This is a genomic window from Acinetobacter tjernbergiae DSM 14971 = CIP 107465 (genome assembly GCF_000374425.1).
Classification (GTDB): Bacteria; Pseudomonadota; Gammaproteobacteria; order Pseudomonadales; family Moraxellaceae; genus Acinetobacter; species Acinetobacter tjernbergiae.
Map to the genome: position 1 here is coordinate 1 of NZ_KB894368.1, position 26,401 is coordinate 26,401.

Annotated in this window: 27 protein-coding genes and 1 rRNA gene; 14 read left to right on the forward strand and 14 right to left on the reverse strand. The window is 39.6% G+C overall.

Annotated features, from left to right (window positions below):
• Positions 1–110 precede the first annotated feature (110 nt).
• From rrf to cysK, 3 genes are all read left to right on the forward strand, one after another.
• Positions 111–225 (forward strand): 5S ribosomal RNA (gene rrf / locus C502_RS0112085).
• A gap of 135 nt (positions 226–360) precedes the next feature.
• Entirely contained in the window at positions 361–765 is a 405-nt protein-coding gene (locus tag C502_RS0112090) for a hypothetical protein (protein WP_018679082.1), read from the forward strand.
• 194 nt (positions 766–959) lie between these two features.
• Positions 960–1,961 (forward strand): cysteine synthase A, encoded by a 1,002-nt coding sequence (cysK, locus tag C502_RS0112095; protein ID WP_018679083.1) that lies wholly within the window; start codon positions 960–962, stop codon positions 1,959–1,961.
• Positions 1,962–2,015: 54 nt separating this feature from the next.
• Here cysK and C502_RS0112100 read toward each other — a convergent pair whose 3' ends face one another.
• From C502_RS0112100 to C502_RS0112120, 5 genes are all read right to left on the reverse strand, one after another.
• A complete protein-coding gene (locus tag C502_RS0112100; protein ID WP_018679084.1) occupies positions 2,016–2,558 on the reverse strand; it encodes a lytic transglycosylase domain-containing protein in 543 nt (180 codons plus the stop codon).
• Between the two features lie 338 nt (positions 2,559–2,896).
• Positions 2,897–3,460, reverse strand: coding sequence for a lytic transglycosylase domain-containing protein (locus tag C502_RS0112105; RefSeq protein ID WP_018679085.1), 564 nt, complete (start codon positions 3,458–3,460; stop codon positions 2,897–2,899).
• 332 nt (positions 3,461–3,792) lie between these two features.
• Positions 3,793–4,011 carry a DUF2798 domain-containing protein gene (locus tag C502_RS0112110; RefSeq protein ID WP_018679086.1) on the reverse strand — a complete coding sequence of 73 codons (219 nt, stop codon included), beginning with the start codon at positions 4,009–4,011 and terminating at the stop codon, positions 3,793–3,795.
• On the reverse strand, positions 4,008–4,583 hold the full coding sequence (locus tag C502_RS0112115; RefSeq protein ID WP_018679087.1) for a flavodoxin family protein: 576 nt from the start codon (positions 4,581–4,583) through the stop codon (positions 4,008–4,010). Before C502_RS0112115 ends, C502_RS0112110 begins: the two co-directional genes overlap by 4 nt.
• Before the next feature lie 10 nt (positions 4,584–4,593).
• Positions 4,594–5,085, reverse strand: coding sequence for a DUF2938 domain-containing protein (locus C502_RS0112120; RefSeq protein WP_018679088.1), 492 nt, complete (start codon positions 5,083–5,085; stop codon positions 4,594–4,596).
• Positions 5,086–5,166: 81 nt separating this feature from the next.
• Here C502_RS0112120 and C502_RS0112125 point away from each other — a divergent pair, with 81 nt between their 5' ends.
• From C502_RS0112125 to C502_RS0112150, 6 genes are all read left to right on the forward strand, one after another.
• Positions 5,167–5,571 carry a helix-turn-helix domain-containing protein gene (locus tag C502_RS0112125; RefSeq protein ID WP_018679089.1) on the forward strand — a complete coding sequence of 135 codons (405 nt, stop codon included), beginning with the start codon at positions 5,167–5,169 and terminating at the stop codon, positions 5,569–5,571.
• Between the two features lie 134 nt (positions 5,572–5,705).
• A complete protein-coding gene (locus C502_RS0112130; protein ID WP_018679090.1) occupies positions 5,706–6,962 on the forward strand; it encodes an esterase-like activity of phytase family protein in 1,257 nt (418 codons plus the stop codon).
• 78 nt (positions 6,963–7,040) lie between these two features.
• Positions 7,041–8,264 (forward strand): MFS transporter, encoded by a 1,224-nt coding sequence (locus C502_RS18310; RefSeq protein WP_018679091.1) that lies wholly within the window; start codon positions 7,041–7,043, stop codon positions 8,262–8,264.
• An 84-nt stretch (positions 8,265–8,348) separates the two neighbouring features.
• Entirely contained in the window at positions 8,349–8,858 is a 510-nt protein-coding gene (locus C502_RS0112140; RefSeq protein ID WP_018679092.1) for a hypothetical protein, read from the forward strand.
• A gap of 167 nt (positions 8,859–9,025) precedes the next feature.
• Entirely contained in the window at positions 9,026–11,410 is a 2,385-nt protein-coding gene (locus C502_RS0112145; RefSeq protein ID WP_023274625.1) for a YgiQ family radical SAM protein, read from the forward strand.
• Between the two features lie 316 nt (positions 11,411–11,726).
• Entirely contained in the window at positions 11,727–12,260 is a 534-nt protein-coding gene (locus C502_RS0112150; protein ID WP_018679094.1) for a DUF2726 domain-containing protein, read from the forward strand.
• Here C502_RS0112150 and C502_RS0112155 read toward each other — a convergent pair whose 3' ends face one another.
• From C502_RS0112155 to creC, 4 genes are all read right to left on the reverse strand, one after another.
• Positions 12,261–12,614 (reverse strand): RidA family protein, encoded by a 354-nt coding sequence (locus C502_RS0112155; RefSeq protein ID WP_018679095.1) that lies wholly within the window; start codon positions 12,612–12,614, stop codon positions 12,261–12,263. It abuts the gene before it with no gap.
• A gap of 75 nt (positions 12,615–12,689) precedes the next feature.
• Positions 12,690–12,893: a hypothetical protein gene (locus tag C502_RS0112160; RefSeq protein ID WP_018679096.1), complete on the reverse strand. Its 204-nt coding sequence runs from the start codon at positions 12,891–12,893 to the stop codon at positions 12,690–12,692.
• A 62-nt stretch (positions 12,894–12,955) separates the two neighbouring features.
• Positions 12,956–14,359, reverse strand: a complete 1,404-nt coding sequence (gene creD, locus C502_RS0112165) for a cell envelope integrity protein CreD (protein WP_018679097.1) — start codon at positions 14,357–14,359, stop codon at positions 12,956–12,958.
• Between the two features lie 75 nt (positions 14,360–14,434).
• Positions 14,435–15,901, reverse strand: coding sequence for a two-component system sensor histidine kinase CreC (gene creC, locus C502_RS0112170; RefSeq protein WP_018679098.1), 1,467 nt, complete (start codon positions 15,899–15,901; stop codon positions 14,435–14,437).
• Positions 15,902–15,968: 67 nt separating this feature from the next.
• On the opposite strand from creC, the gene C502_RS0112175 reads away from it, so the two are divergent.
• Positions 15,969–16,337 carry a hypothetical protein gene (locus C502_RS0112175; RefSeq protein ID WP_018679099.1) on the forward strand — a complete coding sequence of 123 codons (369 nt, stop codon included), beginning with the start codon at positions 15,969–15,971 and terminating at the stop codon, positions 16,335–16,337.
• Positions 16,338–16,553: 216 nt separating this feature from the next.
• A complete protein-coding gene (locus C502_RS0112180) occupies positions 16,554–16,799 on the forward strand; it encodes a hypothetical protein (RefSeq protein WP_018679100.1) in 246 nt (81 codons plus the stop codon).
• A 44-nt stretch (positions 16,800–16,843) separates the two neighbouring features.
• On the opposite strand, the gene creB is transcribed toward C502_RS0112180, so the two are convergent.
• The 4 genes from creB to mdtD all read right to left on the reverse strand — a co-directional run bounded on the left by creB (position 16,844) and on the right by mdtD (position 21,227).
• Positions 16,844–17,560, reverse strand: a complete 717-nt coding sequence (gene creB, locus C502_RS0112185; RefSeq protein ID WP_154650421.1) for a two-component system response regulator CreB — start codon at positions 17,558–17,560, stop codon at positions 16,844–16,846.
• Positions 17,561–17,856: 296 nt separating this feature from the next.
• A complete protein-coding gene (gene dinB, locus C502_RS0112190; protein ID WP_026315796.1) occupies positions 17,857–18,912 on the reverse strand; it encodes a DNA polymerase IV in 1,056 nt (351 codons plus the stop codon).
• Between the two features lies 1 nt (position 18,913).
• Positions 18,914–19,675, reverse strand: a complete 762-nt coding sequence (locus C502_RS0112195) for a glycoside hydrolase family 25 protein (protein WP_023274622.1) — start codon at positions 19,673–19,675, stop codon at positions 18,914–18,916.
• Positions 19,676–19,829: 154 nt separating this feature from the next.
• Entirely contained in the window at positions 19,830–21,227 is a 1,398-nt protein-coding gene (gene mdtD / locus C502_RS0112200) for a multidrug transporter subunit MdtD (protein ID WP_018679104.1), read from the reverse strand.
• 162 nt (positions 21,228–21,389) lie between these two features.
• On the opposite strand from mdtD, the gene C502_RS0112205 reads away from it, so the two are divergent.
• Positions 21,390–23,228 (forward strand): choice-of-anchor I family protein, encoded by a 1,839-nt coding sequence (locus C502_RS0112205; RefSeq protein ID WP_018679105.1) that lies wholly within the window; start codon positions 21,390–21,392, stop codon positions 23,226–23,228.
• A gap of 51 nt (positions 23,229–23,279) precedes the next feature.
• Here the strand turns inward: C502_RS0112205 and C502_RS0112210 are convergent, their stop codons facing one another.
• Positions 23,280–23,900, reverse strand: coding sequence for an LOG family protein (locus C502_RS0112210; protein WP_023274621.1), 621 nt, complete (start codon positions 23,898–23,900; stop codon positions 23,280–23,282).
• 326 nt (positions 23,901–24,226) lie between these two features.
• Here C502_RS0112210 and C502_RS0112220 point away from each other — a divergent pair, with 326 nt between their 5' ends.
• Positions 24,227–25,810, forward strand: coding sequence for a TerC family protein (locus C502_RS0112220; RefSeq protein WP_018679108.1), 1,584 nt, complete (start codon positions 24,227–24,229; stop codon positions 25,808–25,810).
• 87 nt (positions 25,811–25,897) lie between these two features.
• A complete protein-coding gene (locus tag C502_RS0112225; RefSeq protein ID WP_026315797.1) occupies positions 25,898–26,380 on the forward strand; it encodes a YchJ family protein in 483 nt (160 codons plus the stop codon).
• Positions 26,381–26,401 lie beyond the last annotated feature (21 nt).

Here is a 26,401-nt window from a genome sequence, read left to right on the forward strand (position 1 = left end):
CTAGTTACAATACAGACCAATTATCTAATCCGTTAATAACTCTTTGGTTCGTAAGTAAGGCATACATTATTAAGTAATGTGAATAAGACCCCAAAGCACCACAACAGTTTGCTGGCGACAATAGCAAGAGTGAACCACCTGATCCCTTCCCGAACTCAGAAGTGAAACCTCTTAGCGCTGATGGTAGTGTGGCGTTTGCCATGTGAGAGTAAGTCATCGCCAGCTTTTAAACTCTAACACCCCCTAACCTAGCGGTTAGGGGGTGTTTTTTATTGGGAGAATGAGTGATTTTTATAAGAAGGAAGAAAAGAAATTAAAGAAATTTTTGAGCAACATAGAGAGATATGGGAAGACTGTTATTTGGGATATGTACATACCCCTAATATTTCCAATAAAGTTGATTATCAGGCTATTGAATTAGTTATTCATGAGGTAAGAGAATATGATTTTTACCCTTGGCTAGGTCATACTGAAAATATAACCTTACCAGAAATGGGATTGCATGAGGTATGTATTAAGGAGTTTAATGAACTCTTTATGAAAATGGCAAATGAAGCTATTAGCTATGGTTCTGATAAAAAATTAGAAAAAGTGGAACTACAACATATTCTTGATGTGTTTCTTAAGGGGTTTTCTAACCCTAGGTATTATAGTAATTTTATAGGTAATGGATGGAAACCTGTGACGAATCATAGTCAGGATTATTTTTTATGTGTCATTGATAAGAATACAATTGGCATGTGGTTAGGTTGTAATGATGAATAAATAATAGGGTATGATTTAGAGCAGTCTCAGTTAGGATATAAAATAACAAATACAAAGAAGCTTCGTCATCTAATCATTAAACTCTAAATTATTAAAAAATATAACTTTTCATAAATCTTACGTTTTCTACTTTCCTCTTTGGCTGACAGGCCTATAATGATTAAGAATCATTCCAAATCTAATAAGGAAATAACATGTCGACCGATCAGCAATTTCCAACGCCTGCCAACTTAGGTATAGCAGTTTACTCGAATAATGCAGAAGCGATAGGTAATACACCCTTAGTTCGTATCAATCGCTTGATTAAATCAGATGCTACAGTATTGGCAAAAGTAGAAAGCCGTAACCCTGCATTTTCGGTGAAATGTCGTATTGGCGCAGCGTTGATTGCAGATGCGGAAAAACGTGGTGTACTTAAAACAGGTATGCATATTGTTGAGCCAACCAGTGGCAATACAGGGATTGCTTTGGCATTCGTGGCAGCAGCAAAAGGTTATCCAATTACTTTAACCATGCCTGCAAGTATGAGCTTAGAGCGTAGAAAAGTACTGAAAGCTTTAGGCGCAAATCTGGTTCTGACTGACCCAGCCAAAGGTATGAAAGGTGCGGTAGATGAGGCTGTTCGTTTAGCCACTGAAAATCCAGAACTATATTTCTTGCCACAACAGTTTGAGAATCCAGCCAATCCACAAATTCATACCGACACCACTGGCCCTGAAATTTGGCAGGCAACCAATGGTCAAGTGGATATCTTGGTTGCTGGTGTAGGTACAGGTGGTACTATTACGGGTATTTCACGTTATTTTGAGCAAGTTCAAAATAAACCATTGTATTCAGTTGCAGTTGAACCTGCGGAATCTCCAATCATCACGCAAACCAAACGTGGGGAAAGCATCACACCAGCGCCACATAAAATTCAGGGGATTGGTGCGAATTTTATTCCTAAAAACTTAGACCTAGATTTGGTTGATGAAGTTTTACCCGTGAATAGCACTGATGCAATTGAGTGGGCAAGAAAGTGTGCAACCCAAGAAGGCATTTTAGTCGGTATTTCAAGTGGTGCAGCATTAGCGGCAGCAGCGCAAATTGCTGAACGTCCTGAAAATGCAGGCAAAACCATTGTGGTGATCTTACCGGATAGCGGTGAGCGTTATTTATCTTCAGTCTTATTTGAAGGTTTGTTTGACGAAGCGTAATTTCGTTATTCAGCCCATAAAAAACCATGCTTGAAGCATGATTTTTTATTGATTTTAAAGCGCTTTCTTTAAAGTTTTTTCGTGGCGTTTGACCGAGCGAGCATATTTCTTGGCTTTATGCCGTGTCCAGAAACTGCGTTCGTAGCCTGTTGGTCCAACATTGTAATAAGCCACTGCTTTAGACCAACTGCCAGCAGATCGATAGTAGGTCGAGAGCACATGTGCACCACAGTTAATATTGACATTCTCATCATAGAGATTGCCCGGACAAGACTGACGCCAATGGCTGGAAATAATCTGGGTTAAACCGATTGCACCCGTTGGCGAACGGGCTGAACTGTTGTAATTAGACTCTTGGCGGATCAGGGCCGCAAGTAAAGTCGGGGATATATCATAACGCTCAGCACTTTGAATGATCATTGGCGATAAGCGATTGGCCGTAGTCGGAGAAACCGAATACGCATTTTGCAAACCTGAGGAAAGCTGATTCGAGCGATTGGCAAAGGATCCGCTTAAACTGCTACAGGCGGATAGACTGATTGCAAGCACAACAAGGCTGATCTTTAAAATGATTGCAGCAAACGGTTTAAAAGCCATATGTTGATCAGAAGAAGTTGATGTGATGTGCAAAACCAGAACCCGATACCAAACAGAAGTATAAGGATGGTATGCACTCAGTTTAGGCGAGTCAATAGTAGTTATTTTGCGGTAATGATTGGACTTGAGTGAGTCATAAAAAAGCCCCGACATCCTGTCGAGGCTTTCTCATATTTGGTTTCTTGCCGCCAACTCCTGTCAACGACCACATCCTGTGTTTCTTGTTATTCTGAATGAGACATCCTGTCTCTCTGTAATGAATAGATTAAGTCAATTCTGTTATTCAGTATATTCGGCAATCACTGCAGTTATTGTAGGCTTTTGCTTACAATAGGACTTTATAGCGCTTCTTTTAAGCTTTGTTCATGGCGTTTGACCGAGCTGGCATAGCGTTCAGCTTGCTGGCGCATATAGGGACTTCTTCTGTAACCTGTAGGGCCAACATTGTAGTAGCCGAGAGCTTTTGACCAATCACCTGTCGATTGATAGTAGTTTGCCAGAATATAGGCACCACAATTGATGTTGACGTGTTCATCATATAAATCACCAGGGCAGAACTGTTGCCAGAATTTTGGGCGTACTTGGGTTAAACCTACGGCATCTGCTGAAGACCGTGCACGAGTTCTATAGCTAGATTCTTGACGAATTAGCGCAGCCAATAAATGTGGTGAAATATTATGACGCTCAGCTGTTTGCAGGATGATTGGAGCAACTCGATTTGCGGTTGTTGGTGATACTGAAAAAGCGTTTTGAATACCAGAAGACAGTTTTTGGGAGTGATTTACTGTAGGTGCTTTGGTTGTCGTACACGCGACAGTGAAGTACGTACTTAAAAAAATGAGACTCAATTTAGCAAAAGTAATGTGAAAGCGAGAAAAAGAAAAGTTTTTGTAAATTATCATCGTAGAAAAATTTGACCGTCATTTATAAAACATGCGGATGGTAGGGAGCAAGTCGATGACAGTCAATGCAATCTATAGAGGTAAATCGTTTAGTTTTAGATATTAAGCTGAATAAAAAAGCCCCGACATCCTGTCGAGGCTTTCTCATATTTGGTTTCTTGCCGCCAACTCCTGTCAACGACCACATCCTGTGTTTCTTGTTGTTCTGAATGAGACATCCTGTCTCTCTATGCTTGATATATTAGCGAATTAATCTCATCAGGGATATTCGCCAATCACCACAGTCACTGTAGGCTTTTACTTACAAGGTGTAGGTCGTAGATGGGATAAGATTAACGTTTCTTCAGAATCCAACCGACCAATCTTTGTGCAATTGGCGCGCAGACCAATACGCTAGGAAAGGCAAACATCCACGCCACGATCCATGCAGACATCCACATCGCAAAGAAATTATCAATAAACCCCACTGCCTTTAATGTGGTGATGCCCGAGATTAAAAAAGACATCATGCAGGATAAAATCAATGGAAATAAAAGACTTGCTGCTTTCACGTGTTCATCACTCCTTGATATGCACTTAAGCTCAATGCAAAATTTTGTCCAAACAACTGAGCGGTTTTGATATCGCCAAAATCAAAAGCATTTGCCGCACTGGCATGTTCAGCTTGTGCCATAAGACCAGACCATGACCCGAGACGATTGGCCGCTTGCATATACGGAACACCTTGATGTTGCTCAGGTAAAATAGGATTACCAACCCATATCATACCGTGTTGCATCGAAAAGGTGAAAAGTGAAATCAGTGTAGATTGCTTATCGCCTGCGGGCAGTGAAGAAACGGTAAATCCTGCAGCTAACTTTCCTTTAAAGCTCTGTTTCTTCCATAAGGGACCTGTAGCATCCATAAGTTGTTTTAATGTTCCAGAGACACCACCGAGGTAAGTGGGTGTCCCCCAAATTAAACCATCATATTGGGTGAGTAATTCAGGGTGAGACATCAGTTGTTCTGCGGTGAATAAATCAATATCCATATTCTCAACTTTGGCTGCTCCAATTTGAATTTGTTGAGCAATAAATTGGGTATGTCCTTGACGGCTATGATAGATAATGGCAATTGATTTCATGGCTTAGTCCTCAGTTAAATAGATTTAATAATTTAGCGGTGAGGAATAAACCACACCCGAAGAGACTGTGATTGATCAAGCTTTTGATACGATTGATCCATGGTTGTGGTGTTTTGGATGCTGCAAAGCCTGAACCCATAGCAGGTTGCATGATGAAGAAAGGGATGAGCACGCTAATGCCCCCAAATAATAAGGCTGAATAAAATTGAGGTTGCAGTAACCAAGCTTCCCCTGTGATGAAGATGAAACCCAATCCGAATAAGATCCCAACACTGTAATGAGCAATCCAGCCCAATACATATTCATGTTGAATCTCAGGAGTTCGTGCAATTGATGCGTGGATGATTTTGCCTTGGAAAATCGATCCTACCCACCGACCAAGGAATGCAAAATTTAAGGTTGGAATATTCAGTTTTTTTAATATGAATAACCCAATATCCATGATGAGTGTTGCACCGATGCCTAGACTCAAAATGTAAAGTAGTAGTTTAGAAATATTCATTTCATCACCCTGACCTTTTCCAAACAAAACCTGATAGATTGATTGTGCAAGTTCAAGTCAACTTGAAGTCAAGAGGTATTTATGGATATTGGTGAAGTTGCAAAAAAAGCAAAGGTTGCGCCATCGACCTTGCGATTTTATGAAGAAAAAGGATTAATCAAATCTATTGGGCGACAGGGCTTACGTCGTCAATATGCAAAACAGGTACTAGATCAATTGGCATTGATTGCATTAGGGCGAGCGGCAGGATTTTCTTTGGATGAGATTGTCACGATGTTTGGACAAGATGGTCAACCTAAGCTAGATCGAAAAATGTTGAATGATAAAGCAGAGCAACTTGAGCAGATGGCACGACGACTCCATTTTATTAGCGAGGGGCTCAGACACGCTGCGGTTTGCCCCGCTGAAAATCATATGCAATGCCCAACCTTTCAAAGTTTCCTAACTGCTGCGATTGCAGGCGAATATCAGCCAACTAAACTTTAGTGATATTTCTTGGATGAGGTCTAATCCTAGCTTAGATTGTCATCTTTTCGCCATAAAGACTTCATTTTATTGCAGTAAAAACGTCATCAAAGCTTGTTTAAATTTATTTTAATTTTTACCAAACATATAAAATTATGAACAAGACAACTTTATTAGCCTTATTCTGCTGTAGCACTTTGGGTTTAACTGCCTGTAATAATGATGACAATAATCAAGATCGGAATACATCGACGGACAAAGTGACAGAACCAACACTTATTTCTTTTGCAAAACTTCCTGTGGCAACTTATGCGGCAGGTCCTGATTCTGGTAAAGCAGTGAGTGGTGCGAATGGCATCTATCCACCTTTTAAAGGACAACCTGTACAAGGTTTCTCTGCTGCTTTAAAAAATGAAGATGGCAGCTATATGGCGATGGCGGATAATGGTTTTGGTACACAAGATAACTCAGCTGATTTCTTGCTTCGGATTTATAAATTAAAACCTGACTTTAAAACCAAAGCGAAAGGTACAGGACAGGTCACTGTACAAAGCTTTATTCAGTTACGCGATCCAAATAAGTTAATTCCTTTTGAGATTATCAATGGCAATACCTTGGAACGTTTATTGACGGGTGCAGATTTCGATCCTGAGTCGATGCAACGCGTAGCAGATGGCAGTTATTGGATTGGGGATGAGTTTGGTCCTTATCTGTTACATTTCTCAGCAGAGGGAATATTGTTAGATGCACCTATTCCGCTCCCAAGTCCATTGAATCCAGCGCAAGAATTGCGTTCACCACAAAACCAGTTCAATAAAGCCAAGATCAATTATGTCGAGCCTTTGGTTGGGCGGAGTAGTGGTTTTGAAGGAATGGCGCTTTCACCTGATGGCAAATATTTGTATCCTTTACTGGAAAAACCATTGTTGAATGATTCGACGGGAAAATTGTTGATTTCCCAGTTCGATCTCCAGAAAAAAGCCTATACGGGACTGTACTATTGGTTTGTGCTTGATAGTAAGGCGACCAACATTGGAGATTTCCAACTTTTTAATGACAAAGAAGGCATCATTATTGAACGTGATGCCAGCCAAAATAATCTAGGCGGTTATAAGAAATTGATTCGGATTAAATTGAATGAGCCGAAGCAGGTGGTAGCGCGTGAAGATCTAGTCGATTTAATCAAAATTGCCAATCCGAATGCTTTATTTGGTGCTGTGCGAGAAGGTGATACTGGCACTGGTTCTGTATTTGCTTTCCCATTTGAAACCATTGAAGATGTTGTCATTGAAAATGCAACGACCCTGACGGTACTGAATGACAACAATTTCCCAGGATCATCAGGACGTAATGCGAAGCAAGCTGATGATAATGAAATCATTCAGATTCGTTTGCCGAAAGCGTTATTTTAAGTTGAGGGTAAAAATAGCCGAAATGATCATTCCGCATTTTGGCTGAAAGCGTATACTGATCAGGCATAAGGAGTCCGAATGTCTGAGTCAGTGCTACGCCCAACCCATATTGAATATGGTTCGAAATCATTTACTGCGATTTTATGGTCTTTGTTCTTTGCTGGTTTTGCGTCATTTTCATCGTTGTATTGTGTACAGCCGATGATGCCAATTTTTGCAAAATTCTTTCAGGTCACGCCGACGCATAGTAGTTTTCCATTATCTTTTTCAACCGTTGCTTTGGCGATAGGACTGCTGTTTACAGGCTTTATTTCTGATCGCTTTGGGCGTAAATCAATTATGGTTTGTGCCTTATTCCTCGTTTCGATTTTATTGTTAATGAGTGCCTCATTTCCAATTTGGGAAATTTTTCTTAGCACCCGTATCTTTATTGGTTTAGCCGTGAGTGGTGTGGCTGCTGTTGCAATGACTTATATCGGGGAAGAAATTGCCCAGAAAGATATTGGTTTTGCGATGGGGCTATATATCTCTGGTACAGCGATTGGCGGCATGGGTGGACGTTTGATCGCAGGGGTGTTGGTTGATTTTATTTCTTGGCAATCGGCAACGTATATTATTGGCTTGCTGAATTTTATTATTGCCTGTTTATTTTATCTGTTATTGCCAAAGTCACAACATTTCAAACCATATCCATTCCGATTTTCCCGTTTTAAAGCGGCATTTGAACAGAATTTAAAAGATCCCAAATTAAGGATTTTATTTGCCCAAGGTTTTATTTTGATGGGGTGCTTGGTCACCGTGTTTAACTACATTAGTTATCACTTGTTGGAAGCTCCCTTTCACTTATCACAAACATGGATTGGTTTGATCTCGATTGCTTATCTTGCTGGAATTTATAGTTCACCGAAAGCTGCGCAATGGGGGTATCAATATGGTCGAGCAAAAGTGCTGCCTTTTTTACTATTTAGCATGATGGTTGGCTTGTTCATTACGCTTATTCCGTCGCTGTGGGCAATTTTACTGGGATTGACGATTTTCACGTTTTCATTTTTTGCTGCACATTCAACTGCAAGTAGTTGGGTCTCAGTGCAAGCTGTGCAATATCGGGCAGTTGCTTCTTCGCTGTATTTATTTTGCTATTACATCGGCTCAAGTTTGCTTGGCAGTAGTGGTGGTTTGATTTGGGAAAACTTTGGTTGGGTGGGGATTAACTTGAGTGTCGGTATGGTCTTAGTGATCGGTTTGGTGCTCGCGATACACTTAATGAAAAAGGAAAATAAAACGACAAATAAAGTCGCATAAACTTGATAAAAGTCCTGAAAATTTAGTAATTTAAATAAGCACCTATTTGGGTGTAGAGATAATATTAAAATTGGGGAAAATAAGATGGAATTACATAGCCGTGTTTATTATAAACATCCTGACTCAACAATCATGGGGCAATTAGAGGTCTTATTTACGACACATCATGGAGATGAAGAAAAGTTCATTCAGACAGCTCTACTCATTAATCCGCAAGCGGATGAGATTACTCAAGAACTAGTTGATTTGATTGATTCGATTGAACATGATCTTACACCAGAGACTCTGCACTATGTTGGTGGGTTTGCTGTACTCGATTTTACACATGGCTCAAATGGTGATGAAAACATTGAAAATATTTTATTATTTTTAAAAGGATTATTACCTGATATTCATGCTCAAGCTTGGGGCTGTGGTGATGATGATCCATGGGAGTTTTGGTTCAAATTTGAGGGCGATGAACTGATCCGTGAAGATGATGAGCCATTGAACGATCCTGATGAAGATGAAGAAATTAAAGCCTCTATTTATGCATGGTGGCATCAAGATTTACCTTCAGAGATTAAAGAAGGTTTCTTAAACGAAGAAGAATAATGATCAACACCTTATGCTTTTATTTCCTCAGATGGTTACAAATACCTTTTGGGGAAATGACACTGTTTGTTTTTTAACCTATAAAAATGAGTGGAATTCATGTTAAAATGATCGGCTTTCATCTTTGATGCTATCCCAGCATTTCAGCTAGCCGAGATTCGCAAGCCATGTCTACTGCCTATACCATGCAGACCGCGCCCAAAGCGTTGTTTGATTACGACAAATATTGGGCGTCGTGTTTTGAACCCGCACCATTTTTGCCGATGTCACGAGAAGAGATGGATCAACTCGGTTGGGATGCGTGTGACTTTATTTTGGTTTGTGGTGATGCCTATATCGACCATCCATCGTTTGTATCGGGCGTGATCGGTCGCGTACTCGAAGCACAAGGTTTCCGTGTTGGAATTATTGCACAACCAGATTGGACCAATGCTGAAAGTTTCCGTGTCTTGGGCAAACCAACAATTGCATGGGGAGTTACCGCAGGCAATATGGATTCGATGATTAACCGTTATACGGCAGATCGTAAAATTCGTTCGGATGATGCTTATTCGCCAAATAATGAAGCGAATAAACGCCCTGACCGTGCAGCAACGGTTTATTGCCAACGTTGTCGTGAAGCTTTTCCTGATGTGCCTGTCCTACTCGGTGGGATTGAGGCGAGTTTACGCCGTATTGCTCATTACGATTATTGGTCTGATAAAGTACGCCGTTCGGTTTTAATGGATTCAAAAGCGGATCTATTAATGTATGGCAATGGTGAACGTTCGATTATCGAAGTGATGCATCGTTTGGCGAAGGGTGAAAAAGTCCAAGATATTACTGACGTTCGTGGCACGGCATTTATTGTGAATAAACATAATAAAAAGTCTAAAGCCAAATTCGTTGAAATTGCGAGTAATGATGTCGATACCATCGGGCGTGTTGATCAGATTATTAACCCGTATGTGATGACGGAAGATATTGATGGTTGTGAAGTTGAAAAAGAAAAAGGCAACTCACTAGCACAGTATCAGAACTTCCAAAAAGAGATCGTTGCCAATCCAATTGTGCGTGAAGGCGATAAGTTAGATCCAGATACGCAAATTGTGCAGTTAAGACCTGCGCCCTCAAAAGCAATTAAGCATAAATTGCCACCACGTGAATTTGCAGTCATTCGTTTACCTTCATTTGAAGAAGTGGCGAATGATCAAGTACTTTATGCACATGCCAACCGTATTCTGCATTTAGAAACCAACCCCGGTAATGCCCGTGCATTGGTACAGCGTCATGGTGAACGTGATGTTTGGATTAACCCACCTCCTATTCCTCTCATGACCGAGGAAATGGACTATGTGTTTGATTTACCTTATGCACGTTTACCGCATCCAGCGTATGGCGATGCCCGTTTCCCTGCATTTGATATGATCAAGTTCTCGGTCAATATCATGCGTGGTTGTTTTGGTGGATGTACCTTCTGTTCGATTACCGAGCATGAAGGTCGTATTATTCAAAACCGTTCTGAAGATTCGATTTTGCGTGAAATCGAAAAAATTCGTGATACTGCACCTCAATTTACAGGCATTATTTCGGACTTAGGTGGCCCAACTGCAAACATGTATCGTTTGCACTGTAATGATCCTGAGATTGAAAAGAACTGCCGTAAACCGTCTTGTGTTTATCCAGGTGTTTGCCAAAACTTACATACCGATCATGCACCATTGGTTCAGCTTTATCGTAAAGCACGTGAAATCAAAGGTGTGAAGAAGATTCTGATTGGTTCAGGTTTGCGTTATGACTTGGCTGTACTCAACCCTGAGTATGTCAAAGAACTGGTACAGCACCATGTGGGTGGTTATTTAAAAATTGCGCCTGAACATACCGAGCAAGGTCCATTGTCGAAGATGATGAAACCGGGAATTGGGACGTATGATCGTTTTAAACAAATGTTTGAGCGTTTCAGTAAGGAAGCAGGGAAGGAACAATATTTAATTCCTTACTTTATTGCGGCGCATCCAGGTACGACCGACTATGACATGATGAACTTGGCGATTTGGTTGAAAAAGAATGGTTTCCGTGCCGATCAGGTACAAACCTTCTATCCATCACCTATGGCAACCGCAACGACGATGTACTACACAGGTAAGAATCCACTCTCTAAAGTGGCGCGTTATACTGAAAATGTCGATATTGTGAAAGGTGAAAAACGCCGTCGTTTACATAAAGCATTTTTACGTTACCATGATCCAAATAACTGGCCTTTATTGCGTGAAGCTTTAAAAGAAATGGGGCGGGTAGATTTAATCGGAAATTCAAAACAACATTTGATTCCGACCTATCAGCCACAAGGTACGGCTGAGGGTGAATATAAGTCTGCACGTAAGAAAAACTCGACCGTTGCTGGTGATTCGGCAAAACGTTCTGAACAAGGACAATCACGTCCGCAGTCGGGTCAAAAAAGACCACAAAAAGGTCAAATACTCACGCAACATACAGGGTTGCCACCGCGTGAAACGGGTGAGAAAAGACCATTTTCAGGGAAGCCAAAGTCGAAGTCTAAAGCACCGCGTTAAACTGAATTTTAAGAAGGTATGAGTCATCATGCCTTCTTTTTTATACAAAAATGGTGAGATAGTCACAATCTACTCATAAAACTACAATTTATAGAAACATATACTGACAATATCAACTTGAATATTTAGCTTGTGATGATTATAAATAAAGGGCAGAAAGCTTTTACGACTTTGGTCGACTAGGATAATACGATTAAAAAATTTAAGTTAATACTGCTAAAATGACTTTACTATCGCTCGCTATTGATTAGAAGTTTTGATTAAAAAAATGGCTTAAAGCCAAAATGATTATAAAAAATCTAAAGGGATTCATTAGATGTACTATTTCATAACAATAGTTGGATTGCTGTTAATTACAGCACTTTTACTTCGACGTTTGCATGAAAATCGACGTCAGGATAGTCCATTAAAGCGTCGTGGTATTCTCAATATTTCTGAGCAAATTACCCTGATGCGTTTACAGGCTGTTTTGCCTCGGCATACTATTCTGGCACACGTATCTTTTGATGCTTTACTGACAACAAAATATGCGCATACGCGCCGTAAGTATCAGGGTTTAGTTGCTGATTTTGTGGTTCTCGATCAGCAACATCAAGTGCTTGCAATTATTGAAATTGCTGATGAGTCTTATGTCAATCGTTTGCATCAGAAGCATTATCAAGACAGTTTATTAGAGTTGGCGGGTTACAGAGTATTGCGTTATAGCAGTATTCCAACGGAGCAGGAGTTGCGTGAAAACCTAGTCCCTGATCTATTTGAACCCCTTAGCCCCTACGCGATGACTCCAACTGCAATACCGCCAGCCGAGCGCGTGATGAAATATAATGTGCTTACAGCAAAATCATCTTAATTAGGGACGTACTGCTGTGACGGTCATTTCGACTAACACATCAGGTGTATAGAGTTTAGATTCTACACAAGTGCGTGCAGGAGGGTGTCCTTCAGCAATCCATTGATCCCAAACCGCATTCATCGCGGCATAATCATTTTCAATATCTTTTAAGAAGATCAGCACAGATAAAATATGCGTTTTATCTGTGCCGGCTTCTGCAAGTAGACGATCAATGTTATCTAAAGTTTGTTGTGTCTGTGCAGTCACATCAACACTGGTATCATCGGCCAGTTGACCCGCTAAATGAACTAAGTTTCCTGAAATTGCGACTTCGCAATAACGTGAAGTGACATGAAGTCTTTGCACAGTCATAAAAAATTACCTCATCAAAGTTAATTGCTAGAATTGTACTTGATGACCTTTTGTCGCTGTGTAATTTTGTTTAAATCAGGCTGAAAAAGTCTCTATTTCCATTAAATTACGCTGTTGAAAAAATAAAATACAGTGTTGTTGTGGGCAAATAATCATATTACCTAAATTGAGAAACTGGATTTTGGCTTGGCGTAGTTGATTTAGGCAAGTGGCGATAGAGCTATGCTCAGGGCAAAGCTGTTTTATTTGGCTTAATGCTGAATAAGTGGTTGGGTACATCATTTTCTTCCTATTAATATGATTCAGTGCTTGGGTGAAATGAGAATTTCGCCTAACTCGATTTATATGGTTTGTTGTTCGGATTGATACCAATTGACATGACGAGTAATAAACATGACGCAGGCGATCAGGATGAAAGAAAGAATAGAACCGAATAAGAAGGTCTTGCCGCTGGATTGAAGTAGTAAATACATCATGCCGTATAGCGTGCTCAGCATAAGACCAAATAGCAGGGCAGCTTTAAAGCCTTGAACGACGAAGTACAAATACCATGTAATTAAACTGATACAGGCAATTGCAGCAACGAGATAAGCCCATGCAAAAGCATAGTATTCGCTGATTGAAAGTAACAATACAAAGAATACGCCTTGTGCCATAGCAACTAACGCATATTGGACAGGGTGAATTTTGAGACTTTTTAAAACCTCGAATAAGAAGAAGCAACCAAAGGTAATAATAATGATCATGATGCCGTATTTAATCGCGCGATCAGTTTGGGTATAGATATTTACAGGTTCTAAAAATTGAGCAGAAATCCCTGAAATATTGGTTGTAGATGTGTCTTTAGCGGCATAGGCTGCATCTACCGCGCTAACTGAATAGGTTTGATTATTTAAAAGTTGATAAAAGCACTGACTGTTTTCACACTTCGAAACACTATCTAAATTACGCTTACCTAGAGCGATATTCTTCCAATCAGCTGAGAACTGTTGTTTTTTACTGGATTTTTTAAACGGTAAGCTTTGACCATCATATTTGACATCGCCCCAGTTACCTACGGCTTGGTAGGTCATTTCATAACTGGTTGGAATAAAGCTAAATTCACTCAGTCCTTCTAGCTTGAATTGCAGATTGAATTTAAAACCTTGTTGAAATTTCTGGATTAACTCAGGATATTGTTTTGCGGTGATATGCATGAGGTCAAAACCTTGCTGACCTTGGCTTTGTTCAGCAAAGTCGAATTTATAGGCTTTACCATCAATATTAAACATGGGTTTGGCATTTAACCCACGTGCATCCTGAATCGGGAAGATAATCTCAGCCTGATCCCAGAGATAGTTACGTTGAGATTCATTGCTGACCGCTTTAAATACCCCTTTACCTGACATCGTATTTTGATAGCTGATGGCTTTATAAATATTACGTTTGTAAGTGCTGTCTGATACGTCAAATTGTGCTGTCCAGTCTGCTGTTTCTGCTCCTAAAGTAACAAAAACGGTTTGAGTACAATCATAGGTCTTCTTTTCTTCATTGGTACATGTGGTTTGCATTTGATAAGGAAGTTTTAAATAAGGTGCAATGACTTGCTGTGGTCGAATTTGTTCATTGGCAATATCCCGAATCACTTGTTGTTGATAGCTTTGGCGTTCAGTCACCAAATTTGAAATAAAGAAAAGACCAATATAAAAGACCAAAATAAGAAACAGAATTGCTCCTATTTTGAGATTAATAAAATTACGGTGCATGGTGGAATCCATTGTCATTGTGATATGACAAGTATCCTGAATCGAGATGCGCTTCGGATGAGTTCCGCTTGAAGCTTATGTGAAGTTTGTATGAAGTGTCAGTGTGACTAGTACGCCAGAACTATGATTTCCTAAGAAATCGAGAGTATTTTCTGAGATATTTTGAATGCTAATTTTGCCCTGATGTTGCTGGATAATTTGCTGCACGATGCTAAGACCAATTCCTGTACTTCGTTGTTGGTTGTGCGGACGTGGTAGTGAAAAATAAGTCTCAAAGACCCGAGCGAGTGCATAGTCAGGAATCGCTTCAGCTTGGTTAAATAATAAAATTTCAATACTGTTCATAATGCTATGCTCTTTCACTTGAACTGCAATTAAGCCTTGTTCAGGGCAGAAATCTCTCGCATTATCCAATAGATTATTGAGGGCTTGTTTTAGCCAAAATGGGTCAGCATAGATTGAGCAATGTTCAGGAAGATCAAGCCGTATCTGTATCTGTTTACGCTGTAATGCGCTTTGTTGTTGCTGAAAACATTGTTGAATCAGTGTGCTTAGATCAAGCATTTGAAATTCTAAAACATGCTGATTTTTTTCGAGTCGTGTCAGTAATAGCATACGTTCGATTAAGGATTGTAGACGCTGACCTTGTTGAACAATATGTGTTGCAAATTGCTGTTGATCTTCTAAGGGTAGATCATCCTGTAACAATTCTGCACTGGCTTGAATGGCAGTCAGTGGGCTTTTCAGCTCATGAGTGAGTGTATTGACATAGTTTTCAACATAGGCACGATCTTCCAGTTTTTCTCGCATGTCACTGAGGGCTTGAGTCACTTGATTCAGTTCTTTGGCTGAATAGAAAAACGGTGCTTGATTCACAGGCGCGAGTGCTTGGGCATAGCGCCGCACCCGATCGATACTATGTTTAAGCCAATAAGCCACCATACTGGCAAGTAATAAACTAAGAGCCACAATCCACAAGGCTTGATGAATGAGTTGTTGTTCAGCACGTTCAATATAGGGCTGTACCGATTGATTTGGTTTCCCGATACTCACCACACCGAGCAATTGTTGTTTATAGATAATGGGTGCAGCAATGTGCATGACGCTGCTACTTCGATCATTAGGATCGGTTGCAGTAGAGCGTGCGCCGTATTTGCCACGTAGCGTTAGGTAAACATCATTCCATTTAGAATAATCTTGCCCAACGGCTTGTCCTTCGGAATCGTAGATGACAATACCCTGTTGATTAGTAATATATAGTTGTTGGTTAATTTGATCTTTTTTATGTTGCCAAATCGTGGCATCGAGCTGACGTGATAAAGCAGCTTGAATCTTCTGATCAAACTCAGGGGTATCGACTTGATGCTGAGCGACATCTTCGGCAATCAACTGCGCAATAATATTGGCATTTTCAGCCAGTGTATCTTCAACCACTTGTCGTACATTGGGTTTGACTTGTTGGGTCAGGGTATAGGCAATAAAGCTGAGACTCAGTACCACCACCAAGCTAAAGAAAAACCAAATGCGGATAAAGATGGACATGGCTGAATTTTACTTGTCATTATTTATGGATATAATAGCTAAAAGTTATTTTAAATAAAGCTTGTGTATGCAAAGCATTGAAATTATTGCAAAATTATTGAATGGAATTTGGGTGTCCCCCATTTTTGAAAAGATCATTTTTATGAAAATTGATGTGAATGAGTATCCAGAGCTTAAGTCTAAAATTCCTGATAATATGATTTTGATACAAGAGATTTTTCCTAAAGATGAATTAGAGCATATTTTTAGTAATTTTAAGCCTTATTTAGAGGGGCGTAATATATGTCCTTTTCTAGGGACTTTAGGAGAAGCAGTAATTTGTATTGGATTTGATCAAAAAAATAAAGGAAAAATATTCTACTTTGATTTAGATTTTGGTTGTTTTCAATTAGGAAATGATAATCTTACGGAATTCTTAAGTAAGTTAATTGAATAGAGATTAAATAAATATGAAATGTAGGGTTGAGTTCTAAGTGAAAGTTATCGAATTACAATTAGAGCTTAAAAAAAGATTATTAAGAGCTTGTCATCAACATCTTGAATTTCTGAAATCTGATTTATCTGGTAAAACTTTATCCTCTTACACCTTGTTGATGAGTTTATCGACGAGTTATATCTTGTATTTTATGATGGGTACTTGGAGGATGTTAACTTGGATGGCTTCTCTACTGATGAGTTATGGGGATTTATCAGTAATTTTTTCGAGCTAACTTTTCTTGAAGTTTTTGAAAAATTGGAAAAATTAAATTTCTTCAACACTTTTGTTTTTAATAATGACGTATTTAAAGGTATTCAACTTTCTGATCCTGATATCCATATGAAAGCAGCTATCGAACGAATTTCTGTTGTGTTAAATAATCATTCATTGCATATGAAATTACTTGCGAATAGAAAATAAAAGTGCTGTTTAGTGATTTTAACTATATGATTTAAAGTTAAATATTAAAATCCTACCAAACTATATCCAAACCCTCGATGCGTTCGAATAGGATCATCAGGGGTAATCTGTTTAAGCTTTTGCCTTAAACTTTTGATATGGGTATCTACCGTCCGTTCTAAACTATGCTCAGGATGTTCCCAAATATGGTCCATGAGTTGCTGACGGCTAAACACTTGTTCTGGATGTTGAATTAGTAAAAATAACAAACGATATTCATAACGCGTCAGCTGCAGCATTTGCCCATGATATTGAATTTGTAGAGATTGTGGATTACACATCCAAGTGGCAGAGTGTAGCGTAATTTCTGTTTGAATGATTGGTGGTTGTGGTGGAATATTTTGCGTTTGTACTTCCATTCTGCGCCATATTGCTTTAATTCTTGCCACAATTTCTCGTGCGCTAAAAGGCTTGGTGCAATAATCATCAGCCCCGATTTCTAAACCGACCACACGATCAATTTCATCATCGCGAGCGGTTAAAAATAATAAAGGTGTTTGATATTTTTGACGTAGTTGTTTGCAGACTTCGAAACCATTGAGATCAGGTAAACCCACATCTAAAATAATAAAATCAAAGGATTGTTGCGCAAGTAATTCGAGTGCTTGCATTCCTGTATTTGCCCAACTGACACTCCAACCTTCACGTTCAAGCGCATAACGAAGGGGTAGCAGAATCGCAGCTTCATCTTCAATACAGAGAATTTGTTTTTGATTCATAATGATCAGTAATCAATATTTTCTAATTTTATGATGTCAGTTTAACTGAAGTCAGGAAAGAGGAAAGCCGTATTCAGAATTTTTATAAAAGACAAATAAGAAAAGGACACCTGAAGTGCCCTGTAATATTCGGATTTGATCGTCACGCCAACCACAGGAGCAAATGCTAAAAGCGAGGATTTCTTTAGCAAGGGCAAGCAACAAGGATAATGTTACTGCGCCGCTTAGAGTACTGAAAACCGAATAAAAAGCAAACATAAATTTTAGTCTGAATCGTGCTTTTGTGTAAAAAAACGACACTACCATAAAGAAAGCTGTGATTCTTGCTGCAAGGGTTGTAATTGATAGACGCCTACGCCGACTAAACGGAATTGAAAAGTAGGTTCAATATGCATTTCATTGAGCAATTGCAAAACCACTTGTGCTAAGTCTTGTTGAGATTGTAATGCCTGCTTGAAGCTTTTACTGTGCTGTAAGACCTGAAAATTTTTTAATTTTAGTTTGACGCTCACACCGCGAGCCGTGAGTTGTTTCTTATTCAAACTTCGCCATACTTGTTCAGCTAGTGGCTGCCATGTGTGACGACATTGCTCAAGCGTGTAATCATCGTCAAAGGTAATCTCTTTTGAAATTTGTTGGCGTTCTCGCTCTGCTTTGACGGGACGATGATCAATCCCTTGAGCATATAAATATAGTTGTTTGCCGTATTTTCCAAAATGATGAATCAGGACATTTTCTTCGACCTTTTGTAGATCTCCGAGCGTATGCAAATTCAATTGATGCAATTTTTCGTGTGTGACTTTACCGACTCCTGGGATTTTATTGAGGGCTAAATCCTGAATAAAATTCAATACTTGATGCGGTTTAATCACAAATAAACCGTTGGGTTTGTTCCAGTCTGAGGCAATTTTTGCCAAAAATTTATTTGGGGCGACCCCTGCGGAAGCCGTAAGTCCTGTTATTGCAAAAATATCAGCACGAATTTGTGCTGCGACTTCAGTCGCACTGGGAATATTTTTTAGGTTTTCAGTGACATCCAAATAAGCTTCATCTAAAGATAAGGGTTCAATCAGAGGAGTGTATTGTTGGAAAATCTGATGAATTTGAGCTGAGACTTCACGATATTTTTCAAAATTAGGCTCAATCACCACAACCTGAGGGCAGAGTTTTTTAGCTTGCCCCATCGACATGGCCGAGCGCAGACCAAAGACACGAGCGGGGTACGATGCTGCTGCGATTACGGCACGAGGGTGATGTGAAGAAATCACCACAGGTAAGCCGTTGAGATCAGGGCGTTCTCTGAGTTCAACCGATGCATAAAAGGCATCCATATCAATATGGATGATTTTGCGCAGCTCATTTGGCATCTACGATGCCTTGTTGTTTTAAAAAGATTCGCCACTGTTTTGGTGATTCTGCATAGACATTCAGATCAACAGGTTTTGGAATACCCTCTATCTTTCCACTTTGGCTATGTTGCCAAAATAACCATTGTCGTCCATCTTTGAGTTCAGGTTTACCCTCATAATCTCTCACCCATAATGGGGTATTGCTAAAACTACCCATGAGTACAATGTGATAAAAAGTCTTGGAAATATAAAAAATAGGTTGTTTGCCATAATGTTTATGGAGTTGATCATTCATGATCTGAATTTCTTTGAGTAACTGCTCTTTGGTATAGGTATTAATACAACTACTGTCATATTCAAGATCAATCACAGGCGGTAAGGCATCTGCTTTCTTTGGCACAGTAGCGATAAAATTTTCAGCCTGAACAGTGCCATCACGGCAGAGACGGTAGAAATGATACGCACCAACATGTAAACCTCTTTCACGTGCTTTGAGCCAATTCTGCTGAAAGTTACGATCCTTAAAATCACCGCCTTCAGTGGCTTTGAGATACACGAATTGATATTGCATCGGAGAGATTTTTTTCCAGTTAATCTCACCTTGATGATGTGAAACATCAAATCCACGGATTGAATAGTCTTGGGCTACGGCTTTTTGTTGATAGAACAGCCCAAAATAACTGACGACACCGAGCATTATGGCTAAACCGACACTGCTTAGCGTCGGATAATGTTTAGACAGCGGAAATTTTGTCAGTTTCTTGATCATATCGTTCAGTATTATGCGATGTCTCAGTGATAACTAGATTTGCAGTATGGATCATACATTGATTGTACTCGGTTTAGCTTTTAGATTGATCATCTGATGGCTCAATTGTTCCACAAATTTACATGATGTATTGAGAGTAATCCTAGACATTCTCTTATGGAGACTCGTCGGTGGTCTCTTTCGGAATTTGCCAAAAGATCAACGCCGTAATGATGTTCATACAGCCAAGTGTCATCAAGGTGGCATGGAAAGCGGTCGTGATTGATGTTGTTGGAAAATGCTGACTGAATAGATTAATTAATGTGCCTGCCATTGCGACACCAATACTCATGGACAGCATCATAATCATTGATAGAAAACTGTTGCCACTACTTGCATCGTGTTGTGGCAAATCTTTCAGAGTCAGGGTATTCATGCCCACAAATTGTAGTGAGTTCAACGTACCAAAGAGAAACAGATGCAAGACTTTCAGCCAAAGTGGCGTTATTGCGGTCATTAACGAGAAACTGGCGATACACAGTCCGACTAAAACGGTATTGGTGAGTAGAAAACGACGATACCCCACACGTTGAATCAAGGGGCGAATAATGGGCTTGGAAAATAATGAACCGAGTACCATCGGAATCATCATCAATCCTGTAACGAACGGTTCTAAGCCAAAAGCAACTTGCAGCATGAGGGGTAAAATAAACGGAATTGCATTGCTGCCTAAACGCGCAAAGAAATTACCTAATACACCGATCGAGAAGATTTTGTAACGGAATAAACGCCCATGAAATAATGCATTTTGATGGGTATGAGCATGATAGGCATAGCTAACTGTGGCAATCACGCCAACCAACAATAAGCTGATACTGACAAGATTTGAATATTGTGATGCAGCAATATTTTCAATCCCTAAAGACAGCCCCACCATTGCTATCATGAGTAAAATAAAACCGCTTAAATCGAATGCTTTGACCGTTGGCTCTTTCTGATTCGGCATGATTTTCAAGGTCATGATCATACCGAGAATGCCCATTGGGAGATTAATCAAAAAAATCCAATGCCATGTGGCCACCTCAACCAACCAGCCTCCTAAAGTAGGGCCCATCAGTGGGCCAATGAGACCCGCAAGACTCATGAGACTCATAGCAGAAAGAAATTGTGAGCGTGGAATTAATTTTAATAATGCCAAGCGGCCCACAGGCATGAGCAATGCACCGCCAATTCCTTGAATGACACGGAAAAACAGGAGTTGTTCTAGATTTTGAGACAAGCCGCATCCTAATGATGCCAAGCTGAAAATCACCATAGAACTGAGATAAATATTACGAATCCCAAAATGATCTGCCAGCCAACCACTTAATGGGATACAAGCGGCTACAGATAATACATAAGCGACAATGACGCTATGCATTTGTAAAGGATTTTCATGAAGCTGAATAGCCATCGCTGGAATTGCAGTGTTGACGATGGTGGTGTCTAGGGCTTGCATGAAAAAGCCAATCGAAACGAGGAGTACCAATAGGCGAAATTCAGGTTGTACCGTTTGATGAGTGGTCGTTGTCATAGCCGTGGCAAATGAGAAGTCCGTTTTAGTTTAAAGTAACTGTATTTGAAATAAAGACAAAAATTGTCAAAGAGTGGTCATCGAACTGACATTAAAGTGTCATCGAATTTGAATCTCAAACCAATAGATTAGCCATACACAAGAAATGTATGGAATTTGATCATGAAATTTAAGATTTCAGTTTTATTGACAGCTTTGCTGTCTGTGGGATTAGTTGCATGTAATGAAAATGATAACGGTACAAGTTCAATAGAAGTTGTAGAAGTAACACCTGAAACCATTAAGTTAAGTTTGTTGGGACGTTATGAAACTAACGTTTTTGCCCAAAGTGCCGCTGAAATTCCTGCTTATGATGCAGCAAGCAAACGCTTATTTGTAGTGAACGCACAGAAAGGTTTGGTGGATGTTTTGGATGCATCTAAACCAGAAAAACCAGTACATATTGCAGAGCTCTCTGCACGAACTTATTTAGCAAATTCTGATGTAAACAGCGTTGCTGTAAAAAATGGTATCGTTGCGATTGCTGTACAAGCAGGTAATAAGACCGATACAGGTATTGTGGTATTTTTTAATGCTAGAGACTTAAGCTTTATCAGTAAAATCAGTGTGGGTGCTTTACCTGATATGCTGACTTTTAGCCCAGATGGAAAGACGGTTTTAGTTGCAAATGAAGCTGAGCCAAATGATGATTATTCAGTTGATCCTGAGGGTTCTGTCAGTATCATTGATATCAATAATATCCAACAGCCTAAACTGAGTGTGGTCGACTTTAAAGCATGGAATACTCAAAAAGCAGATTTAATTGCAAAAGGAATCCGTATTTTTGGACCTAATGCTACAGTGGCTCAGGATCTAGAACCTGAATATATTACAATTTCAGCAGACAGCAAAACTGCTTGGGTCACGTTGCAAGAAAATAATGCGATTGCGAGAATAGATATCGCGCAACAGAAAGTCACCGATATTTATCCATTAGGTTACAAAGACCATAGTTTGGTTGAGAATGCTTTAGATGTGAGTGATCGTGATTGTGATCCAAAAACCGATTGTAATGGTGATGGTGTTATTGATACGAAAGATAAAGATAAGGGAATTATCAATATCAAACCATGGGCAGGTTTAGTCGGGATGTATCAACCTGATTCTATTGCCAATTATCAGGTGAATGGTCAAACTTATTTAGTCACAGCCAATGAAGGTGATACCCGTGAGTGGTTAAAAGACGCTAATTTGTATTATGCTGGTGATACGAGCAAAGGCTTTGTAGAAAGTATTCGTATGAAGCATTTATTTAATAGTAAAGGCTTTAATTTAAATGGAGATTATCCTGCACATCTACAAAAACTGGCAGTAGGTGTGAAAGGTGCAAAATTGAACCCAGTTATATTTGCATATTGTGGAGCGACAGCAACTACTGTTGGAACTTGCCGTGATGATGCTCAGTTAGGACGTTTAAATATTGCTTGGAATATGGGTTACCAAACCAACGTCGATGGTTCACCGAAATTGGATACCAATGGATTGTTAACCTATGACAAGCTTTATACCTATGGCGCACGTTCATTCAGTATTTGGAATACGCAAGGTCAACTACTCTGGGATTCAGGTAGCGAATTTGAAAAGAAAATAGCTGAATTATTTCCGAAATACTTTAATAGTAATCATGAAGCTGTTGCTTTTGATGATCGTAGTGACAATAAGGGACCTGAGCCAGAAGGTATTACCATAGGTACAATTGGTAAAAAAACCTTTGCCTTTATTGGTTTAGAACGCATGAGTGGCATCATGGTTTATGATATCAGTACGCCGAATAAACCAAAATTTATTGAATATTTTACGACACGTAACTTTGTTGAAACTGATACTGCAAAGCAGGGTGATTTAGGGCCTGAAGGTTTGATCTTCATCTCTGCGAAAGACTCACCAAATGGCAAGCCATTACTGGTAGTGGGTAATGAAGTCAGTGGTTCAACGGCTGTTTATCAAATCAATGTGCAATAAATTCTAGCCATAAAAAAAGCGGATCAATTTGATCCGCTTGGTCTTAGTATTTTAAACTTCGATATGCATTGGGGCATTCAAATTTTTAATGACATTAGTAATGTGCTCAAGCGTCTCACAAATAATCACTTTGGCACGATGTTGTGGTGGTAGGAAACCCTCTTCAACTGCATGATCGAGTTGAGCAATTAAGGCATCATAAAAACGATTCACATTATAAATAATCATTGGTTTCTGGTGCTGATTGAGTTGTCCCCATGTCGCAATTTCCAGAATTTCTTCAAAAGTGCCGAGTCCACCAGGTAATGCAATAAATGCACTAGCACGCTCAGCCATTAAAGCTTTACGTTCATGCATGGTCTCGACAATGTGCAATTCTGTTAGCTTCTGATGTGCAATTTCATAGTCCAACATAAATTCAGGAATAACACCGACGACTTCACCGCTATGTTCAAGTACGCTATCTGCAACTTGCCCCATCAAACCGATGCTCGCTCCTCCATATACAATACCAAAACCTTGATTGGCAATATGCTGAGCAAGTTCAATGGCTTTGTTTCTATAAATTGGTTTGTTGCCTGTCCGAGAACCGCAATATAAAGCAATCAGAGATTGAGTAGTTTTTATGGGAGTAATAGATTTTTTCTCAGACATTCTTAATAAACTATTCATTTGGTTTATTTTCACCTTATCATTTTCATTGTGCTTGTCTAGGCTAAATGAATTTTATGACAGTTTTATGCACATTTTACATACAATACGATTTTGTAAACTTTAGAAAGAATTTGAAAAAATCATCCACATAAAAAAGATGAATTTCACTGCAATCTTGCCTATACTAAAAATCCTTTTATTAATTTATGTCCCTCTATGAGTAGTGGTTGTTGTCGCTCCGCTTTGTTTTTATTATCTAAAAAAAATGTTTTGGCTGTTTGTGCCGACCTTTTAGAATTTCAACTTCATAATGATCTTGCTGATTTTGCAGAGGAGTCACATCAATGATTCTTGAATGGATGTCTGACCCCGCTGCATGGGTGGGTTTAGCGACATTGGTGGTACTTGAAATCGTACTTGGGATTGATAACCTTGTTTTTATTGCAATTTTGGCAGAGAAACTACCACCAGAACAACGGAATGCTGCTCGTAGAATTGGTTTAGTTCTCGCATTGCTCATGCGTTTAGGATTACTGGCAGCTATCGCCTGGGTAGTCACATTAACTGAGCCATTGTTCCATATTTTGGAGCATGCTTTCTCTGGGCGAGATCTGATTTTACTGTTTGGTGGTGTGTTCTTATTGTTTAAAGGCACAATGGAATTGCATGAACGCATTGAAGGTAAGCAACTGCATAAAGAAGAAAACCTTGTCCATGCTGCATTTTGGGTTGTTGTAACTCAAATTGTCGTACTCGATGCAGTCTTCTCTTTAGATAGTGTGATTACTGCGGTTGGTATGGTGAAGCACCAAAGTGTCATGATGCTGGCAATGATTATCGCTGTTGGTATTATGCTTTGGGCATCAAAACCATTAATGGATTTTGTTAATAAACATCCGACAGTCGTCATTCTGTGTCTTGGCTTCTTGATGATGATTGGTTTTTCTTTGATCGTCGAAGGTTTTGGCTACCATATTCCAAAAGGTTATTTATATGCAGCCATTGGTTTCTCGGTATTGGTCGAAATGGTGAATCAAACCATGCGCCGTAACCAAGAAAAATTGGTGACAACAACCGATTTGCGTTACCGTACAGCATCAGCCGTTTTACGTATGCTAGGCAGTAATGGCAATGGTAATGAAGGTCAAAATAAAGAAGCAGAAGATGTATTGGCAACACAAGCCTACGCCAAAGAAGTCTTTGATGAAGACAATGGGGTATATCACAGCGTTTTAGTTCAAGGGGTTTTAGGTTTATCGGAACGTCCTGTCAAATCAGTGATGACGCCACGTCCTGAATTAGAGTGGTTAGATTTGGATGCTGAGCCAGCAGAATTGAAACAACGTCTAATGGCAATGACCCATTCACGTTTGATTATCGCGCGTGGTGAGTTAGACAATATCGAAGGGATTGTTTTAACCCATAAAGTGTTGAATGAATATATTGAAACAGGTGCAATTGATTTTACCAAGCACTTACGCGAACCTGTGATTGTGCATGAAAATGCGCAAGTGTTGATGGTCATGGAACAGTTACGTCAGGCACCGCTACAAATGGCGATTGTCCTAAATGAGTATGGTTCAATTGAAGGGATTGCCACACCGATTGATGTGTTAGAAGCCATCGCAGGTGAATTCCCTGATGAAGATGAATTGGAAGCCGTCGCTGCCAGTTTGGATGATGGATCTATGCTACTCGAAGGTTCAACGGATATTCGCCATGTTTCGATATTATTGGGTAAAGATTTAGTCGATGAGAGTGAAGAATATTCAACCTTATCGGGTTATATCTTATTCCACTTAGGTCGTTTACCTGAAAATGGTGACATGGTTGAAGCGGATGGCTATCGTTTTGAAGTCGTCACAATGGATGGGCACAAAATTGAGAAAGTGCGCATTATTGCCAAAGATAAATCTGTAGAGAAATAATTTAGTTATACCCGAATAGCCTTTGAGTTTGACCATTGTTCAACGATGGTTTTTGCTCAGGGCTATTTTTTTTATGTGAGTATTGAGATGACATCATCACAACATTGTCCGTGTGGGCATGGGCAATATGCAGCATGCTGTCAGCCCTTACATTTGAAACAACAGTTTGCTCAGAATGCTGAGCAATTGATGCGTTCGCGTTATAGTGCTTTTGCGTTACAGCAGATTGATTATATTTTAGAAACCACCGCTTTAGGGCAACAGGCTGCTTTGGATCGAGTCGCGATTGCTGATTGGAGTCAATCCAATCAGTGGCTAAAATTAGAAGTCGTGCAACATCAACCAAAACTTGATAAAACGCATGCCTTGGTCGAGTTCAAAGCGCATTACTGTGATCAAAATCAGGGTGACAAACAGGCGCATATTCATCATGAAATTTCACATTTTGTTTTGCATCAGCAACACTGGTACTTTCTTGATCCAACCTTGGATCTGCAAATCACCATGAAACAACCTTGTATTTGCGGTTCAGGGAAAAAATTTAAACAATGTTGTGCACAATTCATCTAAGTTTGCCTTAAAATAGCGCAC

Excerpts from the sequence above, each read along its gene's own strand:
- cysK (WP_018679083.1), top strand. The coding sequence starts at position 960 with ATGTCGACCGATCAGCAATTTCCAACGCCTGCCAACTTAGGTATAGCA.
- C502_RS0112100 (WP_018679084.1), bottom strand. The coding sequence starts at position 2,558 with ATGGCTTTTAAACCGTTTGCTGCAATCATTTTAAAGATCAGCCTTGTT.
- C502_RS0112105 (WP_018679085.1), bottom strand. The coding sequence starts at position 3,460 with ATGATAATTTACAAAAACTTTTCTTTTTCTCGCTTTCACATTACTTTT.
- C502_RS0112115 (WP_018679087.1), bottom strand. The coding sequence starts at position 4,583 with ATGAAATCAATTGCCATTATCTATCATAGCCGTCAAGGACATACCCAA.
- C502_RS0112120 (WP_018679088.1), bottom strand. The coding sequence starts at position 5,085 with ATGAATATTTCTAAACTACTACTTTACATTTTGAGTCTAGGCATCGGT.
- C502_RS0112125 (WP_018679089.1), top strand. The coding sequence starts at position 5,167 with ATGGATATTGGTGAAGTTGCAAAAAAAGCAAAGGTTGCGCCATCGACC.
- C502_RS0112130 (WP_018679090.1), top strand. The coding sequence starts at position 5,706 with ATGAACAAGACAACTTTATTAGCCTTATTCTGCTGTAGCACTTTGGGT.
- C502_RS18310 (WP_018679091.1), top strand. The coding sequence starts at position 7,041 with ATGTCTGAGTCAGTGCTACGCCCAACCCATATTGAATATGGTTCGAAA.
- C502_RS0112140 (WP_018679092.1), top strand. The coding sequence starts at position 8,349 with ATGGAATTACATAGCCGTGTTTATTATAAACATCCTGACTCAACAATC.
- C502_RS0112145 (WP_023274625.1), top strand. The coding sequence starts at position 9,026 with ATGTCTACTGCCTATACCATGCAGACCGCGCCCAAAGCGTTGTTTGAT.
- C502_RS0112150 (WP_018679094.1), top strand. The coding sequence starts at position 11,727 with ATGTACTATTTCATAACAATAGTTGGATTGCTGTTAATTACAGCACTT.
- C502_RS0112155 (WP_018679095.1), bottom strand. The coding sequence starts at position 12,614 with ATGACTGTGCAAAGACTTCATGTCACTTCACGTTATTGCGAAGTCGCA.
- C502_RS0112160 (WP_018679096.1), bottom strand. The coding sequence starts at position 12,893 with ATGTACCCAACCACTTATTCAGCATTAAGCCAAATAAAACAGCTTTGC.
- creD (WP_018679097.1), bottom strand. The coding sequence starts at position 14,359 with ATGCACCGTAATTTTATTAATCTCAAAATAGGAGCAATTCTGTTTCTT.
- creC (WP_018679098.1), bottom strand. The coding sequence starts at position 15,901 with ATGTCCATCTTTATCCGCATTTGGTTTTTCTTTAGCTTGGTGGTGGTA.
- C502_RS0112175 (WP_018679099.1), top strand. The coding sequence starts at position 15,969 with ATGCAAAGCATTGAAATTATTGCAAAATTATTGAATGGAATTTGGGTG.
- C502_RS0112195 (WP_023274622.1), bottom strand. The coding sequence starts at position 19,675 with ATGATCAAGAAACTGACAAAATTTCCGCTGTCTAAACATTATCCGACG.
- mdtD (WP_018679104.1), bottom strand. The coding sequence starts at position 21,227 with ATGACAACGACCACTCATCAAACGGTACAACCTGAATTTCGCCTATTG.
- C502_RS0112205 (WP_018679105.1), top strand. The coding sequence starts at position 21,390 with ATGAAATTTAAGATTTCAGTTTTATTGACAGCTTTGCTGTCTGTGGGA.
- C502_RS0112210 (WP_023274621.1), bottom strand. The coding sequence starts at position 23,900 with ATGAATAGTTTATTAAGAATGTCTGAGAAAAAATCTATTACTCCCATA.
- C502_RS0112220 (WP_018679108.1), top strand. The coding sequence starts at position 24,227 with ATGATTCTTGAATGGATGTCTGACCCCGCTGCATGGGTGGGTTTAGCG.
- C502_RS0112225 (WP_026315797.1), top strand. The coding sequence starts at position 25,898 with ATGACATCATCACAACATTGTCCGTGTGGGCATGGGCAATATGCAGCA.